Origin of the sequence: Idiomarina loihiensis L2TR, from assembly GCF_000008465.1 — a bacterium.
Lineage (GTDB): Bacteria > Pseudomonadota > Gammaproteobacteria > Enterobacterales > Alteromonadaceae > Idiomarina > Idiomarina loihiensis.
On sequence record NC_006512.1, the window covers coordinates 611,061 to 629,957 of the forward strand.

Below are 18,897 nucleotides of genomic sequence, written 5' to 3' on the forward strand. Positions count from 1 at the left end.
AAATTGATGAGCACTTACCAGCGTAAACACCACCAGTTAATTCAGCGTTGCCTGGATAATTTTAATAGCCACTACTTAACGGAACACGCAATTCTTTTTGGTGGCGGCACTCGGATAGCTCTGGAGCTTAGCGAGTATCGTGAATCAGTTGACATTGATTTTCTTTGTAGAGATAAAAAATCATTTCGAGCGGTAAGAGAACAGGTAACGAATAGAACGCTAGGTGAGCTGGTAAAAGAGGATTTTATTTATTCTCGCGATATTTCGTTTGATAGATATGGTGTGCGCACTTTTCTGGATGTTGATGGTGTGAGAATTAAGCTTGAGTTTGTAGCTTTTGACAACTACGCGTTAGAGCAAGGAGATGACGCAGATTTATTTAATGTGCCTTTTATTGACCGTACTTCATGTTTTATCACCAAGCTTCTGGCAAATGCTGATAGGTGGATGCAGAAACCTTATAAAGACATATTTGATTTGATTGTTATGTTTGAAAACTGGGGGGAGATACCACCCGAGGCGTACGCGGAAGCTCACACCCATTACGGTGTTCAAGTTGTAAATAATGGCTTAAAACGGGCACTCCAAAACCTCCGGAATAATCACATTGCTTACAGAGAAGAAGCCGAAGGTATGGGAATACAAAGAGAATATTTTGATAATGTTGTGTTCCCAGGCTCTGAGCGATTATTGTCTAAGCTTCTAAATTAATTTTCCTTGCGCTCGTTAGTAAAAACGGGTAAAATCCACCCGCAACATGAATCCAGTCACGGAGTGTTGCACATGCTGCGAATTGCCCAAGAAGCCTTGACCTTTGACGACGTTTTGCTCGTTCCCGGTCATTCCGAAGTTCTCCCCCATACCGCTGATTTACGCACGCAATTAACGCGTGGAATTTCTTTAAATATTCCTTTGGTTTCAGCTGCGATGGATACCGTTACTGAATCGGCACTGGCAATTGCGCTGGCGCAGGAAGGCGGGCTCGGATTTATCCACAAAAATATGACCGCAGAGCAACAAGCCGCGCACGTTCGTAAAGTTAAAAAATACGAAAGTGGCATGGTCTCTGACCCGGTTACCGTAAGACCTACTACCACCATTGGTGAAATTAAAAAGCTGACTGCCGAGCATGGCTTTCAGGGTTTTCCTGTGGTTGAAGGTAATGGCGACTTGGTTGGTATTGTTACCGGTCGCGATACACGTTTTGAAGATGACGACAGCAAAGAGATTCGCCACGTAATGACCGGCAATGACCGCCTGGTAACTGTGCACGAAACGGCAGAAAGCGAAGAAATTCTTCAGCTTATGCACAAACACCGCATTGAAAAGATTCTGGTTGTGGATGATGCGCACAAGTTGAAGGGTATGATCACTCTGAAAGACTTTGAAAAAGCGGAAAACAAACCGAACGCTTGTAAAGATGAACTAGGCTCATTGCGTGTTGGTGCTGCTGTCGGTGTCGGCGCGGGCACAGAAGAACGTATTCAATTACTGGTTGAGGCGGGCGTTGATGTATTGCTTATTGATACTTCACACGGGCACTCTCAGGGCGTTTTAGACCGCGTTAAGCAAACTCGTAAAGACTACCCGGAATTACAAATTATTGCTGGTAACGTAGCAACTGCCGCTGGCGCTAAGGCGCTGGTTGAAGCGGGCGTTGATGCGGTTAAAGTTGGTATTGGTCCGGGCTCAATTTGTACTACGCGTATTGTTACGGGTTGTGGTGTGCCGCAAATTAGCGCCATTAGCGATGCCGTAGATGCCATTAAAGGCTCGGGTGTTCCGATTATTGCTGACGGCGGTATTCGCTTCTCAGGCGATATTGCTAAAGCTCTGGCTGCCGGCGCGCATTGTGTGATGGTGGGCAGCATGCTGGCCGGTACGGAAGAGTCGCCGGGTGAAGTTGAGCTTTACCAGGGACGTTATTACAAATCGTATCGCGGTATGGGCAGCCTGGGTGCAATGAACCAGCGCAATGGTTCGTCTGACCGTTACTTCCAGAAGAGCGATGAAGCCGATAAGTTGGTACCTGAGGGTATTGAAGGGCGTATAGCGTACAAAGGACCCATTTCTGCGATTATTCATCAGCAAATGGGCGGCCTGCGTTCAGCTATGGGCTTAACCGGTTGTCCGACAATTGATGACATGCGCACCAAGCCGCAGTTTGTAAAAGTAACGGCCGCCGGTATGGGCGAATCACATGTACACGATGTGCACATTACCAAAGAAGCACCGAATTACCGCAGTTCATAACAGGATGACTAATGACTAGAGATATCCACGACCACCGAATATTGATTCTGGATTTCGGCTCTCAGTACACTCAGCTGATAGCCCGCCGCATTCGCGAAATTGGCGTTTACTGTGAACTTTGGGCCTGGGATGTTGACGAAGCTGACATCCGCGAATTTGCGCCTAAAGGCATTATTTTATCGGGTGGCCCGGAAAGCGTAGCTGAAGAGGGTTCGCCGCGTGCGCCTGAATATGTCTTTAACGCAGGCGTACCAGTATTTGGTATTTGCTACGGCATGCAGACCATGGCACATCAGCTGGGTGGTTCGGTGCAATGCTCGCTGGAGCGCGAATTCGGTTACGCGCAAATTGAGCTGGTAGAGCAAAGCCCGCTGTTTAAAGCTATTGAAGACGCTGTGTCTGAGTCTGGTGCGCCGTTACTGGATGTGTGGATGAGCCACGGTGACAAAGTGGAAATGATTCCGGAAGGCTTTCACACCGTAGCGAAAACCTCCTATTGCCCGTATGCCGCAATGGCTGACGAAGAACGCCAGTTTTATGGTGTGCAGTTTCACCCGGAAGTGACTCATACGCGGCAGGGACAGCGTATGCTGGAGCATTTTGTCAGCGATATCTGCGGTTGTGAGAAGCAATGGACGCCGGCAAAAATCATTGATGACGCCATTGAGCGCATCCGTGAACAGGTAGGTAGTGACAAGGTTATTCTTGGTTTGTCTGGCGGTGTTGATTCGTCGGTAACGGCTATGCTGCTGCACCGGGCTATTGGCGAGCAGCTGACCTGCGTATTTGTCGACAACGGATTGCTGCGGCTGAACGAAGCTGAGCAGGTGATGGAAATGTTCGGCGACCACTATGGTCTGAACATTTTGCCAATACGTGCAGAAGACCGCTTCTTAGATGCGTTGGCGGGTGAGAATGACCCGGAGAAAAAGCGTAAAATTATTGGTAATACCTTCATTGAAATTTTTGATGAAGAAGCCGGTAAGCTGACCGAGGTTGACTGGCTGGCGCAGGGCACTATTTACCCTGACGTAATTGAGTCCGCTGGTTCTAAAACCGGTAAAGCGCACGTGATTAAATCACATCACAACGTGGGCGGTTTGCCGGAAGACATGAAGTTAGGTTTGGTTGAGCCACTGCGTGAATTGTTTAAAGACGAAGTGCGTAAAATTGGGCTTGAGTTAGGCCTGCCGTACAACATGCTTTACCGTCATCCGTTCCCGGGACCTGGTTTGGGTGTTCGTGTGCTGGGTGAAATTAAGAAAGAATACTGCGACTTATTGCGCCGTGCCGATGCGATTTTCATTGAAGAGCTGCACAACGCGGACTGGTACAACAAAGTCAGCCAGGCCTTTGCGGTATTCCTGCCGGTACGTTCGGTGGGTGTTATGGGTGATCAGCGTAAATACGACTGGGTTATTGCCATACGCGCCGTAGAGACTATCGACTTTATGACCGCGCGCTGGGCTCATTTGCCGTATGAGTTGCTAGAGAAGGTATCAAACCGGATTATCAACGAAGTTAACGGAATTTCCCGCGTAACCTACGATATTTCAGGTAAACCACCTGCCACCATCGAGTGGGAATAAGCGGGTAAACATTGGCTGGCCGTTGCAGGTAATCTTCCGAAAGACGCCAGCAAGTACATCCCTGTAAGGCTTGTGCAGCGCCGTCCATGGCGCTGCACACTTTCTCCAGATTTTCCTGCAACGACGTAACGCCAATGTTGACTTGTTATTTACTTAATCCACTTAGAAGTGGTAAGTCACGCCTAAATGTACTTCATTGTCGATGCTGTTGAAGTTTCCACGGAAACCAGCGTCAGCAGAGAATTGCTCAGTGAAAGCGTAACGTAAGCGCGCACCAACTGATGCAAAGCCGTCTAAGCCCCAGTCATAACCGGCGTCTACAATAGCAGTGGTTTGCTGGCTTAACTTAGTCATAGTACCGATACCGGCATAAGCGCTGGTGTCGTCGTAGTTGCCAAAGTCATAGTGGCTAACACCGGCTTTCAGGAATGTATTGAACTGCTTACCTGCGCCCATGTCTATGAAATATTTAGCGCCAGCACGAAGTGAGTAGTCACCCATATCTTGCAGTTGTATTTCACCAACCCAGTTTGGGGCGATAGTTTTGGATCCTTCTACGTAGAAATCGGAATCGTAGAAATCGGAGAAACCGCCGCTAACATAGTTTAAATCATCAGCTTTGCTGGCTGCTGAAAACATAAGCGAGCCGCTTGCGAGTAGAGCTGTTGTTAGTATAAGTTTTTTCATAGTTTGCCTCCTTGGATATGACATTTGTATTATGGCACCTGAGAGGCGAAATAGCAGCCCTTCAACTGTAAAGGTTCAGTAAAATAAAGGGCTGTAGGGGTGGTGTGTGTCGTTGTAGCCTGACATTTATGTCAGGTGAGATACCGTTCCTGACGTAAACGTCAGGCTACGTACCCCACCATGCCGAGCTATTTAACGATATCCAGCCAGACCATGCGATGGTCGGAAGAGGCGCTGCGCTTTTGCATTAGCCTGCTGCCGGCTTCATCACCGACAGGCCAGAACACGCCGGCGTCTTTTACGACTAAGTCGTTAGACGGCAACACGTAGTCTACGCGCTTGCGCCAGGCCGCGGTATGATATTGCGAGCCTCGTTTGTCAGGAGAATGCTGTTCACCGCCACGGCTTTGGGGTTTCACGTCATTTACCCGCGGGTGTTGCAGTAATTGCTCAATAGCACCATCAATACCGCCGGAACCGGCCTCTGCATTCATGTCACCCATAACGATAAAGCTCTCGTCAGCTCCCAGGCCGCCACGCACACCATTATCATCGTAAAGGTAGTTATCACTGCCGGGTGTAAGGTAGTCAGCTAATAAGCGGATTTCATCGTAGTTACGCATGCCGTTGCTGTTTTCCGGGCCGTCGAACGCTGGAGGTACTGGGTGCGCAGCTAATAAATGAATGACTTTGTCGCCCACTTGCACGGGGACGTCCCAATGCGATTTCGAGCTTAACGGGTACTGCGCCATGATTTCGTCGGAGTACCATTGCTCGTCAGTAGGCTGTTCCTGTTCATTCATCACGTAAGGAATATGGCGGCCGGGCATGTCTTTCCACAAAAAGTGTTGAAAGGTTCGGGCTTTATCCGTTAGTAACGGATATTTCGATAAGATAACCATACCGTACTGCCCCGGATACCAGCCAAACCCCCAGGCGTCGATGCCGGTACCTTGTGCCGTGCCGTCGCGGTTTAAATCAAAAGGTGAGGCCACCCCTGTATTTACCGGAGCAATATAAGTATAGGGGTATTCAATTGCCTTTTGTCCGTTCTGGGGAATCGACAAGTACTTTTCCTGAAAGACATTTACGCCAATTTCTTTATCAACGTAGTCAAACTCGTTCAGCAAAACGATATCAGGTCGCACACGTTGCAGTATTTCGGCAATACCACGAATTTGTTCATGATCCTGCTGTAACACCTCGGGTACAGGCGATTTGTCCAATTGCGGGAGCTCGCTGTCGCTCAGGTAATTAGATGCGTCCATACTGACATTAAAAGTCGCAACCCGAATGGTTTCTGGTTCGCCTTTGCCGGAACCGGCGAATGCATTAAAAGAAGTAGGAATCATAAGAACAACGAATGTTAAAATTAATAAAAACCGTATAAAGCCCATGGGATAACCGTTTGAGAGCAGCCTAAGACAGTGAGTGAGAATAAAGGTTCCCGGATGACTAGGCAAGAGCTAATAATTTGATTAAAATATGTCACATATCTGACACAAAAATGTCTTAGAAGCGTAATGAAATCAGCCCGATCCCATACAGCTCCGACCTCTTGCCGCGCACTGAATACTTTTCAGGCTATTAGTTTCCCGGTAATGAATCAGCTGTTATGCCGTGGCTCCTCATCTAATACTAAGCGAACGATCCAACTTCCTCTTCTGCGTTCGCAAAAAAGTTCCATTGCTTCTCATATTTTTTTTAAGTTTCACGAAATTGTCATAAATAAGATTTACCCTCACTTTCGCATAAATACCCAAAACCAAAATCGGGAAGAACAAAACTATGTTTAACTCTACTTTCAAGCGTACAGCTGTTGCAGCTGCTATTGCTTTTGGCCTTAGTGGTGCGGCCATTGCACAAGATACTTCATCAGTCGTTCGCGGTAACGTTGTTACTGAGTCTGGCGAAGTTGCTGCAAACGCACGCGTTGAAATTATTCACGTTCCCACTGGAACTCGTTCAGTTGCGACGACAAACGAATCTGGTGCTTTTTCTAACTCAGGCTTACGTGTCGGTGGCCCTTACATCATCGTTATTGAAAGCAGCGAAGGCAAGAAAGTTTACGAAGACGTTTACCTGTCTTTAGGCGAACCTCTCCGTATTAATGCTCAACTAGAGTCTAGTGATATGGAACGTTTGCAAGTGACCGGGACGGCAATTCTTGGCGGGGCGAACAGTGGTAGCAGCAGTTACTTTGGTGAAGAAGATATTGCTAACACTCCAACCTTTAATCGGGACTTAAAAGAAGTTGCGCGACTAAACCCTTACGTTAACTTGCTGTCAGGTTCTGAGTCTCCATTAAGTATTGGTGGCGCGAACCCGCGTTATAACAGCATTGCAATTGACGGCGTTGGTGTGAATGACGATTTTGGTTTGAACGGCAATGGGTATCCAACCCAGCGCTCACCTATATCTTTGGATGCGATAGAGCAAGTCTCTGTTGACGTGGCGCCATTTGATGCTGCCGAAGGTGGTTTTTCAGGTGGTCGCATTAATGCGGTAACTAAATCGGGAACGAACGAGTTTCATGGTTCACTAACATACGAGCGTATGAGCGATGCTTGGGCTGGTGACCCCGAGAATCCTGCCGGCGACGAAGTGCCATTAGATTTCGAGCGCGATACATACAGTCTGGCATTAGGTGGTCCAATCGTAAAAGACAAAGTTTTCTTCTTTGTTAACTACGAGAAGTCAAAAGAGCCAGCTCAGATTGAGTTTGGCCCTGCCGGTGCCGGCGCCGCTAACGACAGTGACGTTACTCAGGAGCAATATCAGGAAGTAAGAGACATCGCACAAGGTGTCTATGGTGTTGATATTGGTAATTGGAATACTTTAAAAGACACTACCAATGAAAACTTGTTGGTGAAGTTAGATTGGAACATTAACTATGATCATCGCTTAGCATTTACCTTCAATAGAACAGAAGGTAATAATGTTCGCGGGCAATCAAATAACCCTGATTCATTGGCGTTATCGACCAACTGGTATGACTATCAGCAGAATATGGATCTTTATCGTCTTTCATGGTTTTCTGACTGGAGTGCCGATCTTTCCAGTGAAATCTATGTTAGTTATAAATCTGTAGAGTCTATTTCGGGGCTTGAGACTAAAGAGTTTGGTGATATATCTGTCGACATGGATTCCGAGGGCGAGATTAGCTTGTCGTTTGGTCCGGATTACAATCGTCATGCGAACAGTTTGGAAACCGATAACCTTAAGATTGGCGCTCGTTTTGACTACCTGGTAGGCGATCATGAAATTGAGTTTGGCGGTGAGTACGACAAAACTGACGTATTCAATATCTTTGTGCGTAACTCACTTGGTTCGTGGAGTTTCTCTTCAATTGAAGACTTTGCCAACCGCGAGGCGAGCAGCTTTTACTATGAAAATGCCTATACAAATAATGCGAGCGACGCAGCTGCTGATTTCTCTTTAGGTCAATTGAATTTATACGTGCAAGATAACTGGTACCTTAATGACTCTATGGAATTAGGTCTGGGGTTACGTTACGAGCGATATAATACAAGTGATAAGCCAACATTAAACGAAAACTTTGTTGAGCGTTACGGTTACAGCAATCAGGAAAACCTTGATGGTTTGGATATTTTCTTACCACGCGTTGACTTCAAATGGTTTGCGGCGGATGACCTTGTTGTCCGAGCAGGAGCCGGTCGTTTCTCAGGTGGTCGTCCTAATGTTTGGGTTTCTAACTCATTTTCGAATGATGGCTACACGCTGGTGCAGTTTGATCGTGGTGAAGTTCCGGCAAATGAATATCTGAACAATGTCGATATCACGGAAGTACCAGAAGCGGTGCGTAATGCTATGTACGCCGGCGATGGCGACACCAATAGTATCGATCCAAATTATGAGATTCCATCGGACTGGATTGCACGCGTAGGTGTTGATTATCAGTTTGATATTCCAGGCCTTGGTAATAACTTTAATGCGACTGCGGAAGTTATGCGCAAGTGGATGACTGACAACAGCCAGTGGAAGGATATTTCACGTTGTGTTTCAGGCGAAACAGCTGCTGGCGTTAGTATATACGAACCATGTGATCCTGATGCGCCAATTGGCCATTATGATTTACAGTTAACGAATGAAGATAAAAATGGTAAAGCGTGGATTTATACTGCGTCACTATCCAAACAGTGGGATAACGGCTTTAATGCATATGCTGCTTATACGCATCAAAACATTGATGAGGGTAACCCAGGCACATCTTCAACGGCAACATCTAACTATGAGTACAACATTGTTGTTGACCGTAATCAGCCGTTAATTGGTACTGCGGACTATGAGACTGAACATACTCTGAAAATTGCGTTAGGTTATAGCCATGAGTTCTTCGATGGTTATGCGTCTAAGTTCAACTTATTCTTCCAGCGCCGTTCAGGAACTCCGTTTAGTCACACTATGAACCTATATTGTAATCGCAGAAATAACGACTGTGATGATGACTTTGGAGACCAGGATACGTTCGTAACGGGTAGTTACTTGCCTTACATCCCAGCGGGTGCAAACGACGCCAATATTAGCCCTGAGAGCACTATTAGTTACGATGACATGATGGCGATTTTTGAAAGTGTTGATTTAGCTCAGTACGCAGGTGGGTTTGCTCCGAAAGGTGCACGTCGTGCACCATGGGTCAATACCTTGGACTTCCAGTTCCAACAGGAGTTACCTGGTCTGATGGATGGTCATAAAGGAGTATTCTACGTAAGTATTAATAACTTGTTGAACTTGATTGACAGTTCAAAGGGCAAGTCATTACGTATGAACTACACAAACAACTCAATTATTGACTTCAATGGTTTAGATGATGAAGGCCGTTACATATACGGAGCTCCTTATGGTGGAGCGGACACGCGTAACTGGGATACTTTTGAAGCTGAAGAGTCGACTTGGCGTATCAAAATGGGTGTTCAGTACAAGTTTTAATTATAAACAAGTGCTAAGCAACTAATTAAGAGTAATCAGCCGATTTAGCGATAGCTAGGTCGGCTTTTTTTTAACTAAAATTCACAAAAATGTCACAATTAAGCTATACCTTATTTGCAGTTAAAACCAAAACAAAACTGGGAAGAACACACTATGTTTAATGCCACTTTCAAGCGTACAGCCCTTGCCGCTGCTATTGCTATGGGTCTTAGCGGTGCAGCTATTGCTCAGGAAACCTCATCCAGCCTTCGTGGTGTTGTCACCACTGAGTCCGGACAGGTTGTTTCAAATGCAACTATTCAGTTACGTGATGAGCGTACCGGAAGCACTAAAACTCTAACGACTAACCAACAAGGCACGTTCTCTTCACGTGGTTTACCGGTTGGCGGGCCATACACTATAGTAGCAGAAGGCCCGGGTGGTCGTACTCAGGTTGTTGAAGATGTCTACCTAACCCTGGGCGATTCACAAAATGTGAATATCTCGCTTGTATCGCAACAAGACATGGAACGTTTGAGTGTTACTGGTTCTATGACCAGCAACGCGCTGTATGGCAGCAACAGTCCGGCTGCAAACTTTAATCTTCAGGATTTACAAAACGCTCCGGCGAGTGATCGTGATTTACGTGATGTTGTGTCGATTGACCCGCGTATCTATATTAATGAAACGAACTCTGGTGCTATTCAGTGTGGTGGTGCAAACCCACGCTTTAACAGCCTGACCGTTGATGGCGTTCGTATGAATGACAACTTCGGCTTGAACAGCAGCGGTTACCCAACTGAGCGCATGCCATTTTCTTATGACGCGATTGAGCAGGTTGCGGTAGAGTTTGCTCCGTTTGACGTTCAGTACGGTGGTTTCACTGCCTGTAATATTAACGCTGTTACCAAAACTGGCGACAACGAAATGTTTGGTGGCGTGTTCTATGACTACACTAACGACTCTTTGCAAGGCGACGAGCTGGAAGGCGACAGCATTAATGTTGGTGATTTCAGCGAGAAACGTTATGGCTTTAACCTTGGTGGTGCGTTTATTGAAGACAAGTTATTCTTCTTCACTGCGTACGAAAAATTGGAAGGTTCTGACACTTTTGACCGAGGTCCTGAAGGCTCAGGTGCGGCGACAGAAGTTGTTGGCGTAAGCCAGGCTGACGTTGACCGTATCGCTCAAATTGCACAGGATAAGTACGGTTATAATCCTGGTGGTTTCCCGGCAAGCCTGCCAGTTGAAGATGAAAAATTCCTTGCTAAGTTAGATTGGTATATTAATGATGCACATCGCGCGTCATTAACTTACAACTATAACGACGGTTATTCTATTGCGGAGTCTGATGGTGATTCAGACGAGTTAGAGTTTTCTAACCACTTCTACGAGCGTGGCGCTAAGTTCACTTCTTATGTTGGCGAGTTATACTCTGACTGGAGTGATAACTTCTCGACTGAAGCGCGTATTGGTTACTCTGAATTAGACGCTCGTGTTAACCCGTTGGGCGGCACCGATTTCGGTGAAGTGCAAATTGGCGTTAATGACGCAACGGTGTACTTAGGTGCGGATGACTCTCGTCACGCGAACAAGCTGAAGTACGACACGACCTTCTTCAAATTAAAAGGTACCTACTTAGCTGGTGATCACGTGATTTCAGCCGGTATTGAGCGCGAAGAATATGACGTGTTTAACCTGTTTGTTCAGGAAGCACAGGGTGAGTATCGATTCAGTTCGATAGATGAATTTGATGCTGGCACGCCAATTGGAAGCCAAAATGACGATGGTAGTTATGACGATACTGTTATCTATGAAAGTGCAGCTGGGACTAACAATCCGCAAGACGCTGCCGCTGAATTTGCTTATGCGGTAAATACTGCTTATGTTCAGGATGAGTACTACTACGCTCCAATGGACATTACGTTCACTTACGGCTTACGTTATGACTGGTACACCAGCGATGACATGCCGGTGAACAACCCGTTGACCGAGGAGCTCTATGGTTTCTCTAACCAGCAAAACATGGATGGTCAAGATTTATTGCAGCCACGTTTTGGTTTCAACTGGTTTGTTAACCCAGACTTAGAAGTTCGTGGTGGTGTTGGCTTGTATTCTGGCGGAAACCCGAACGTATGGATTTCAAACAACTATTCAAACAACGGTGTGACTCAGTACGAAGCCGCATTTACAGGCGACTACTTTTTAGGCGGTAACACATTGTTTAATATTCCGCACACTGGCGAAGGTCGTCCAATTTATGATATCCCTCAAGAGCTGTATGACGAGGTGGCTAACGCAAGTGGCCAGGGCCCGATCAATACTATGGACCCTAACTTCGAATTACCAAAAGAGTGGAAATATGCTTTAGGTGCAACTTACACCTTGCCGGATAACTACATTCTGATGGCTGACTTCTTATACACTGATAAGAAAGACGCTGCTGTTATCTACAACTTGGGTCTGGAGCAGGTTGGTACAGCACCAGACGGACGTCCAATTTTCGACGAGTTATCTACTGACGGACGTGACCAGGGTGACGACTTCATGTTGACCAACGTTGATGGCGACTCAGGTTCGCAGACGACTGTTTCACTGGCGCTGAGTAAAACTCATGACTTCGGTCTGGACTGGACTTTAGGCTACGCTTATAACGAAGCGGAAGACGTTAACCCAATGACCAGTTCAGTGTCGTTCTCTAACTACACTAACCTGGCAACGGCTAACGCTCAGAACCCTGGTGTTGCAACTTCTAACTATGAGATACCACATCGCTTTACCTTTAAAGCGAACTACACCAAAGAGTTCTTTGATGGTTACGACACTACTGTGACCTTGTTTGCGACTCGTAACAAAGGACGTCCGTTCTCTTATACAATGAGCGATGGTCCTTTTGGCGACATAGCTTATCAGGGACGTAGTTTGTTATACGTACCAACTGGTCTGGATGATCCAAACTTTGCCGTCGGTACAGACCGTGACGGTAATCCATTTGAAACAGGCGCTTTCTTTGACTTTCTTGAAGAGTCTGGCTTGAGCAAATACGCGGGTGGCATAGCACCACGTAACGAGTTCAACAGCAAATGGTGGACTAAAGTGGACTTGCGTGTTGAGCAGGAATTACCAGGCTTTATGGACGGACACAAAGCTTCTGCATTCTTCGTTATTGAAAACTTAGGCAATATGCTGAATGACGACTGGGGTGTGCTTTATGAAGCTCGATTCCCACGTGCTATCAATATTGCTGACGTTGAAATCAATGACGCGGGTCAGTACCAGTTCAATAATTTCCGCGACGTATCAAACGTTCAGTCACGCCAGGGTGAACCTTCACTATGGTCTGTGCGCATAGGCGTAGAATACAAGTTCTAATTGTTTGACGCCGAATGAATAAACCGCCGCTGGTATTGCCCGCGGCGGTTTATTGTTTTAACCTCCCAGTATCAGACATTTACAAACGCACCCTAATGGAACTGAGCTGGACCAGTCTTTTACCTTCCTTATTGGCAATTGTATTTGCCATAGTTACCCGAAAAGTTCTGCTGGCGCTTATTGGCGGTATTATTCTGGCCAATATACTGCTGTTCTGGCCTGCCCCTGAAAACATTGCTTACGGCACTTTAAACAGCACCTGGGACACCCTTATCGACCCCAGTAATATGCTGGTGTGGTTTTTTACTCTGGGTATTGGTGCGTTGTTTGGCGTGCTGGAAAATGGCGGTACGTTTAAAGAGTTTGTGCTGAAGCTGGAAAAAAAGCAGTGGATAGAGAATAAGCGCCGGGCGAGGTTAATGACCTGGATACTGGGCGTTGTGGTCTTTATTGAATCGAACGTGACCATTATGATTTCCGGCACCACCTCGCGGCCTATTTATGACCGCCTGGGCATTGCCCGCGAAAAGCTCGCTTACATTGTTGACTCTACATGTGCTGCTATTTGTATCTTAATTCCGCTGAATGCCTGGGGAGCGTTTAATTTAACGCTTATTACGAACCAGGGCGTTGAGCAACCATTACTGGTGTTTATTCAGTCTATTGCCTTTAACTTCTATGCCATTTTTGCGGTATTGCTGGCGCTGTTTGTGGCGTTGTTCGACTGGAACATAGGGCCCATGAAAGCCTTTGAAAAGAATGCTGTGCCCGATCAGGTTTCCAAAAATACCTGGGGCGATGGCCCGGATGATGAGGCCAGTTTTGGCAAAGGTACAGCGGTGGTTATGACCAGCCTGATTTCGCTGGTGGTAATGGTTCCGATTATTCTGCTGGTTACCGGAAATGGCGTATTGGTTGACGGCAACGGCACATTAAGTGTGTTTGTCGCTATTTATGTGGCGCTGGGTATTGCTGTAGCCGGAACCCTGATGACACAGCCGGCAGGTTTAGCCGATATTGGTAAGTACCTGTTAAAAGGTGCCTGGAATATTCTGCCACTGGCGGTCATTTTGTGGTTGTCTATTGCACTGGGTGGCTTAACCCGCGACTTAGGTACGGGAGAGTTTTTGGCGGCTGCTCTGGATGGTTCGGTGGCATTGTGGATGCTGTTACCGCTGATATTTGTGCTGTCGGCTATTACCGGTTTTTCTATTGGCTCCAGTTGGGGAACCTTTGCCATTATGCTGCCTCTGGCGATACCGCTGGCAATGACGTTAGGTTTGCCGGCCGCGCCCTTTATAGCAGCGGCGATTTCCGGTGGCATATTCGGTGACCATGCGTCGCCTATTTCTGATACCACTATTATTGCTTCTATGGCGTCGGGAGTTGAGCACATAGACCATGTGCGTACGCAATTACCTTATGCTTTATTAGCCGGGCTTGCAGCGACTGTGGCTTACGCTATAACGGGTATGCTTATTTAGCGTTAGCTTTGGCGGATTTGCGGCGAGCGCGGAAGAAACGACGTAAAATGTCGCCGCATTCTTCTGCTAAAACACCGCTTTCTACATCGACTTTATGGTTCATGGAGGCGTGGTTAATAACCTCAATGGCAGTGCCGGTGGCTCCTGTCCGCGGGTCGGTTGCGCCGAACACCAGGCGTTTGACTCGTGCATGAGTGATTAAACCGGCACACATGGCACAGGGTTCGAGGGTGACGTACAGAGTGGCGTTGACCAACCGATAATTATCGATAGCCTGACCGGCAGAACGAATGGCTTGTGCTTCGGCATGAGCGGACGGGTCGGACAAAGAAATAACCTGATTGTAACCTTCGCCAACAATTTTATCGTCCATGACCAATACCGCGCCAACGGGCACTTCGTCTGCGTTTTGCGCTTGTTCAGCAAGTTCTAAGGCTCGCTGCATGTAGATTTCATCGGTTGTCATGAGGGCGATTTTAGCGCAGGATATTACCCAGTACCAGAATAACAATCCGCACTTATGCAGGAGAGAACAAATGAAAAAGCTCATTATTAGCTTAATGCTGGCCAGTAGCTTTGGCTATAGCGCTCAGGCTGCTGCACAGCAGTCGCCGGTAAAAGTCAGCAGTGACTTAGAAGCTCAGGTCATTGAATGGCGTCGCCATATTCACGCCAACCCGGAACTGAGTAACCGTGAGTTTGAAACCGCCAAAATGGTGGCTGAGCATTTGCGTTCTCTGGGCATGGAAGTTGAAACTGGTGTTGCGCACACGGGTGTCGTTGGCATGCTAAAAGGCGGTAAGCCAGGCCCAACTATAGCTTTGCGTGCGGATATGGACGCTTTACCTGTTACCGAGCAGACCGATGTTCCTTTTAAGTCAACCGTGAAATCAGAGTATCGTGGCAATGAAGTGGGTGTGATGCATGCCTGCGGGCATGATACTCATGTTGCTATGTTAATGGGTGCAGCAGAGAAATTAGCCGAAATGAAAGACGAGCTGGCCGGTAACGTGATGTTTATTTTCCAGCCAGCTGAAGAAGGCGCGCCTGAAGGTGAAGAGGGCGGCGCGGCATTGATGCTGGAAGAAGGGCTTTTTGCTGATAACAAACCAGAAAAAGTCTTTGGTATTCATGTCTGGGCAGGTTTTCCAACAGGTCATGTTGGTTATCGGAAAGGCCCTCTGATGGCTTCTGCAGATAGATTTGAGATTAAAGTGAAGGGCAAGCAGGCTCATGGTTCAGCTCCGTGGACAGGCGTTGACCCTATTGTGACTTCGGCACAAATTATTAATAACGCACAGACCATTATCAGCCGTCAGACCAATATTACCAAAGCCCCGGCAGTTTTATCCTTCGGTATTGTGGAAGGTGGTGTGCGTAATAACATTATTCCGGACGAAGTGACCTTAATTGGTACTATCCGCAATTTTGACATGGACATTCGCTCGGATATTCACGAGAAATTAAAGTTAACGGCAGAAAAAACGGCTGAAGCAAACGGAGCCGAAGCTCACGTTCATGTCGATTTAGGCTATCCGGTAACCAGTAATGACGCGGACCTGGTTGAACAGATGCTGCCAATAACTAAAGCGGTAGCCGGAGCTAACAAGGTGCAGGAAGTACCGTTAGTGACAGGTGCTGAAGACTTCTCGTATTATGCGCTGGAAGTGCCGGGTATGTTTGTATTTTTGGGGGTTACCCCACCAGAGCGTGATATGGCTAATGAACCAAGCAACCATTCGCCACACTTCTATGCCGACGAAGACGCACTGAAAACCGGTACGGAACTTTATGTGAATTGGGCTCTGGAATCTCTCTAATATGCCGAAGTCTGCAGTATCGCTGTTTGCTATTTTACTGCTGGCCGCTAGTGTAATAACGGCCTGCAGTCCTCAAACCCGCCCCGATGCCATGTCCGTAGTTCAGGAACGCCAGGTATTGCGGGTGGGAACATTGATAAACCCAACCAGTTATTATTTTGACCATGACCGGGAGCAGGGCTTCGAGTACGACTTGGCGAAACGCTTTGCTGATCGCTTAGGGGTTGAGCTGGAAATGGTGCCGCGCTTTGACGTGAATGACTTGTTTACCATGCTGCGCCGCGGTGAAGTTGATATTGTTGCGGCGGGTCTTGACCGGACATCGACGCGTGCTCAGCTGTTCCGTTTTAGCCCGCCTTACGACATTATTAGCCAGAAAGTGGTTTTCAAACAAGGTTCACGGCAGCGCCCGCGTGACTTACAGCAAATTACTGATGGTGAAATTGTTGTAGTAGAAGGCAGTTCGCACCATGAGTTTTTAAAAAGTCTGGGCGATAGTATTCCTACTTTAAAGTGGCGCGCGACCCGGGACCATGATGCGGTTGAATTGCTACAGATGGTGATTAGCGGCGAGGTCGATTACACCATTACCGACAGTACTGCATTAGATATTCAACGGCGGTTTCATCCTGATTTAAGTGTGGCTTTTACGGTAAAGCATGATCAAGACATTGCCTGGGCTTTACCGCAGGGTAAAGATGACTCTTTGTTTGCCGCCGTTATTGAATATTTTGGTGAGATTCGTTCCAGTGGGCGTTTAGCCCATATTAAAGAGCAGCACTTTGGTCATGTAAAACAATTTAACTATGTCACTACCAGCTTATTTATTGAAGCGGTAGAGCAAGTTTTACCCGGTTATATTGAAACCTTTAAAGAACATTCGGGCTCGCTTGACTGGCGGTTACTGGCTGCTATTTCCTATCAGGAGTCGTTGTGGAATCCGCGAGCAGTGTCTCCTACAGGTGTGCGCGGCATGATGATGCTGACTTTGCCTACAGCGAAAGCTATGGGCGTTAAAAGCCGCTTGAATGCCGAACAAAGTATTCGCGGCGGTGCACGTTATCTGGAGCGTATGTTGAATAGGGTGCCGGCAAGAATTCCTCAACCGGACAGAACCTGGTTTGCGATAGCTGCGTATAATATAGGATTCGGGCATTTAGAGGACGCGCGAATAATAACGGAGCGTCAGGGTGGTAACCCGGACCGTTGGGTGGATGTGAAGAAACGCTTGCCGCTGCTGAGACAAAAGCAGTTTTACCGACATACCCGCTATGGTTTTGCTCGAGGCGATGAACCCGTGACCTATGTTGGTAACATCCGCCGCTTTTACGACACATTGAAATATTTAGATGAGCAAGGGCGGCTGTAGCCGTCCCGCGACGTAGCCTGGCATTTATGTCAGGTGAGATGCTGATTCCTGACGTAAACGTCATATATGGTCCCCTCCCGTTTTGCAACGGCAACTCGTGGTAAATGTCGGGGCGCTCGCATATATACGGCCTGTTTATGGTGCGCGCTTTGCGCACCTGGCCTGGATGAACTCCGCACGACAACTGGCTTATCAGGCTAACGTACTTTATGTACGGACGTTCAACAGTCTCAGTTGTCGTCGGTTTACCCTATTTTACCATCCTGTTGACGTTTGCAACTCCCGGAAGGAATGAACCTTCGCTGTGCTCTTTTACTGAATGCTGTTAAGCAGCAGTCATCCGGTAATCTTCTTTATTCTTTAACATCGCCCAGATTATCCGGGCGTGCTTGTTAGCCAGTGCCACCGCTGCAACGTTGTTGCCTCTGCGTTTAGCGACATCCTGTGCCCAGAGGCTCAGCCTGTCGTGGCGCTGTTGTGCCACCCGCAGTGCCGAGCGGGCGCCATGCACCAGCAGTGTCCTGAGTTTGGTGTTCCCTTTTTTGGTAATACCGCCTAAACGGTCTTTACCGCCACTGCTGTTTTGCCGTGGTACCAGTCCCAGGTATTCCGACAGGTTGCGGCCGCGTTTAAATTCACTCACATCACCTATCAGTGCCAGCAGCGAGGTCGCTGTTATCGGTCCGATACCCGGCAGGGTCATCAGCCGCTGACTGTCTTCATTCCTTTCGGCCTGTGTCGCTAAGTGCTTATCCAGCGCTTTAACTTCTTCATCCACCGCTCGCAGCATCTGATAGAGCCGGTTGATGAGGTCCCGTGACTGAAGCGTCAGCGCATTGCTGTCGTCTTCCAGTACCTCCGGTACTCTCTGTAATATCGTACCGACTCGCTTCGGTAAAAGAATGCCGTATTCGGCCAGTTGCCCCCGCAACCTATTCGAGAACTGCGTTCTCGTCTGCACGAAGCCTTCCCGCTGATTGACCATCAATGCTAAGTCCTGCTGCTCAATGCTTTTCAGCCTGACCGTCTGACGGTTGGGTCGTGATGCCGCCTCGGCTATTGCCCGGGCGTCATTCGCATCGTTCTTCTCACCCTGCAGGTACGCTTTGACGAAACGCGGTGGCAACGCCACCGTTTTATAACCCAGCTTTTCACATTCGCGGCGCCAGTAATGACTCATGCCGCAGGACTCAACCGCTACTTCACAGTCATCCGTACGGCTCAGCGTCGCCAGCTTCGCTAACACTTTATTGCTGCGCAGTTTTTTATTAAAAACTTCCTGCTCATTTTCATCCAGCGCCAAAACCTGAATAAAATCCTTTGCCAAATCCAGGGCAATTCTGTTTACAATAGCCATTGGTCCTCTCCACTCTGTTCTATAGAAGCTTGAACCT

Annotated in this window: 12 protein-coding genes; 8 read left to right on the plus strand and 4 right to left on the minus strand. The window is 47.6% G+C overall.

Going from position 1 to position 18,897, the window contains the following annotated elements:
* Window positions 1-6 precede the first annotated feature (6 nt).
* The 3 genes from IL_RS02925 to guaA all read left to right on the plus strand — a co-directional run bounded on the left by IL_RS02925 (window position 7) and on the right by guaA (window position 3,842).
* Window positions 7-711, plus strand: a complete 705-nt coding sequence (locus IL_RS02925) for a nucleotidyl transferase AbiEii/AbiGii toxin family protein (RefSeq protein ID WP_011233834.1) — start codon at window positions 7-9, stop codon at window positions 709-711.
* Window positions 712-783: 72 nt separating this feature from the next.
* Window positions 784-2,253: an IMP dehydrogenase gene (guaB, locus tag IL_RS02930; RefSeq protein WP_011233835.1), complete on the plus strand. Its 1,470-nt coding sequence runs from the start codon at window positions 784-786 to the stop codon at window positions 2,251-2,253.
* 11 nt (window positions 2,254-2,264) lie between these two features.
* Window positions 2,265-3,842 carry a glutamine-hydrolyzing GMP synthase gene (guaA, locus tag IL_RS02935; protein WP_011233836.1) on the plus strand — a complete coding sequence of 526 codons (1,578 nt, stop codon included), beginning with the start codon at window positions 2,265-2,267 and terminating at the stop codon, window positions 3,840-3,842.
* Between the two features lie 162 nt (window positions 3,843-4,004).
* On the opposite strand, the gene IL_RS02940 is transcribed toward guaA, so the two are convergent.
* Together IL_RS02940 and IL_RS02945 are read right to left on the minus strand one after the other, a co-directional pair.
* Window positions 4,005-4,529, minus strand: coding sequence for a hypothetical protein (locus IL_RS02940; RefSeq protein ID WP_011233837.1), 525 nt, complete (start codon window positions 4,527-4,529; stop codon window positions 4,005-4,007).
* Between the two features lie 188 nt (window positions 4,530-4,717).
* Complete coding sequence (locus tag IL_RS02945; protein ID WP_011233838.1) at window positions 4,718-5,926, minus strand: endonuclease/exonuclease/phosphatase family protein; 1,209 nt, start codon at window positions 5,924-5,926, stop codon at window positions 4,718-4,720.
* Between the two features lie 391 nt (window positions 5,927-6,317).
* On the opposite strand from IL_RS02945, the gene IL_RS02950 reads away from it, so the two are divergent.
* From IL_RS02950 to IL_RS02960, 3 genes are all read left to right on the plus strand, one after another.
* Window positions 6,318-9,479 carry a TonB-dependent receptor gene (locus IL_RS02950; protein WP_011233839.1) on the plus strand — a complete coding sequence of 1,054 codons (3,162 nt, stop codon included), beginning with the start codon at window positions 6,318-6,320 and terminating at the stop codon, window positions 9,477-9,479.
* Between the two features lie 153 nt (window positions 9,480-9,632).
* On the plus strand, window positions 9,633-12,830 hold the full coding sequence (locus tag IL_RS02955) for a TonB-dependent receptor (protein ID WP_011233840.1): 3,198 nt from the start codon (window positions 9,633-9,635) through the stop codon (window positions 12,828-12,830).
* 14 nt (window positions 12,831-12,844) lie between these two features.
* On the plus strand, window positions 12,845-14,314 hold the full coding sequence (locus IL_RS02960) for a Na+/H+ antiporter NhaC family protein (protein ID WP_016341278.1): 1,470 nt from the start codon (window positions 12,845-12,847) through the stop codon (window positions 14,312-14,314).
* Here IL_RS02960 and tadA read toward each other — a convergent pair.
* Complete coding sequence (gene tadA / locus IL_RS02965; RefSeq protein ID WP_081423214.1) at window positions 14,307-14,780, minus strand: tRNA adenosine(34) deaminase TadA; 474 nt, start codon at window positions 14,778-14,780, stop codon at window positions 14,307-14,309. The genes IL_RS02960 and tadA overlap by 8 nt on opposite strands.
* A 70-nt stretch (window positions 14,781-14,850) precedes the next feature.
* On the opposite strand from tadA, the gene IL_RS02970 reads away from it, so the two are divergent.
* Window positions 14,851-16,134 carry an amidohydrolase gene (locus tag IL_RS02970; RefSeq protein ID WP_011233843.1) on the plus strand — a complete coding sequence of 428 codons (1,284 nt, stop codon included), beginning with the start codon at window positions 14,851-14,853 and terminating at the stop codon, window positions 16,132-16,134.
* A 1-nt stretch (window position 16,135) separates the two neighbouring features.
* Entirely contained in the window at window positions 16,136-17,503 is a 1,368-nt protein-coding gene (gene mltF, locus IL_RS02975; protein WP_011233844.1) for a membrane-bound lytic murein transglycosylase MltF, read from the plus strand.
* Window positions 17,504-17,828: 325 nt separating this feature from the next.
* Here mltF and IL_RS02980 read toward each other — a convergent pair whose 3' ends face one another.
* Window positions 17,829-18,860, minus strand: coding sequence for an IS110 family transposase (locus IL_RS02980; protein ID WP_011233734.1), 1,032 nt, complete (start codon window positions 18,858-18,860; stop codon window positions 17,829-17,831).
* Window positions 18,861-18,897 lie beyond the last annotated feature (37 nt).

Coding starts and splice junctions, on each gene's coding strand:
- IL_RS02925 (WP_011233834.1), top strand. CDS start 7: ATGAGCACTTACCAGCGTAAACACCACCAGTTAATTCAGCGTTGCCTG.
- guaB (WP_011233835.1), top strand. CDS start 784: ATGCTGCGAATTGCCCAAGAAGCCTTGACCTTTGACGACGTTTTGCTC.
- guaA (WP_011233836.1), top strand. CDS start 2,265: ATGACTAGAGATATCCACGACCACCGAATATTGATTCTGGATTTCGGC.
- IL_RS02940 (WP_011233837.1), bottom strand. CDS start 4,529: ATGAAAAAACTTATACTAACAACAGCTCTACTCGCAAGCGGCTCGCTT.
- IL_RS02945 (WP_011233838.1), bottom strand. CDS start 5,926: ATGGGCTTTATACGGTTTTTATTAATTTTAACATTCGTTGTTCTTATG.
- IL_RS02950 (WP_011233839.1), top strand. CDS start 6,318: ATGTTTAACTCTACTTTCAAGCGTACAGCTGTTGCAGCTGCTATTGCT.
- IL_RS02955 (WP_011233840.1), top strand. CDS start 9,633: ATGTTTAATGCCACTTTCAAGCGTACAGCCCTTGCCGCTGCTATTGCT.
- IL_RS02960 (WP_016341278.1), top strand. CDS start 12,845: ATGAATAAACCGCCGCTGGTATTGCCCGCGGCGGTTTATTGTTTTAAC.
- tadA (WP_081423214.1), bottom strand. CDS start 14,780: ATGACAACCGATGAAATCTACATGCAGCGAGCCTTAGAACTTGCTGAA.
- IL_RS02970 (WP_011233843.1), top strand. CDS start 14,851: ATGAAAAAGCTCATTATTAGCTTAATGCTGGCCAGTAGCTTTGGCTAT.
- mltF (WP_011233844.1), top strand. CDS start 16,136: ATGCCGAAGTCTGCAGTATCGCTGTTTGCTATTTTACTGCTGGCCGCT.
- IL_RS02980 (WP_011233734.1), bottom strand. CDS start 18,860: ATGGCTATTGTAAACAGAATTGCCCTGGATTTGGCAAAGGATTTTATT.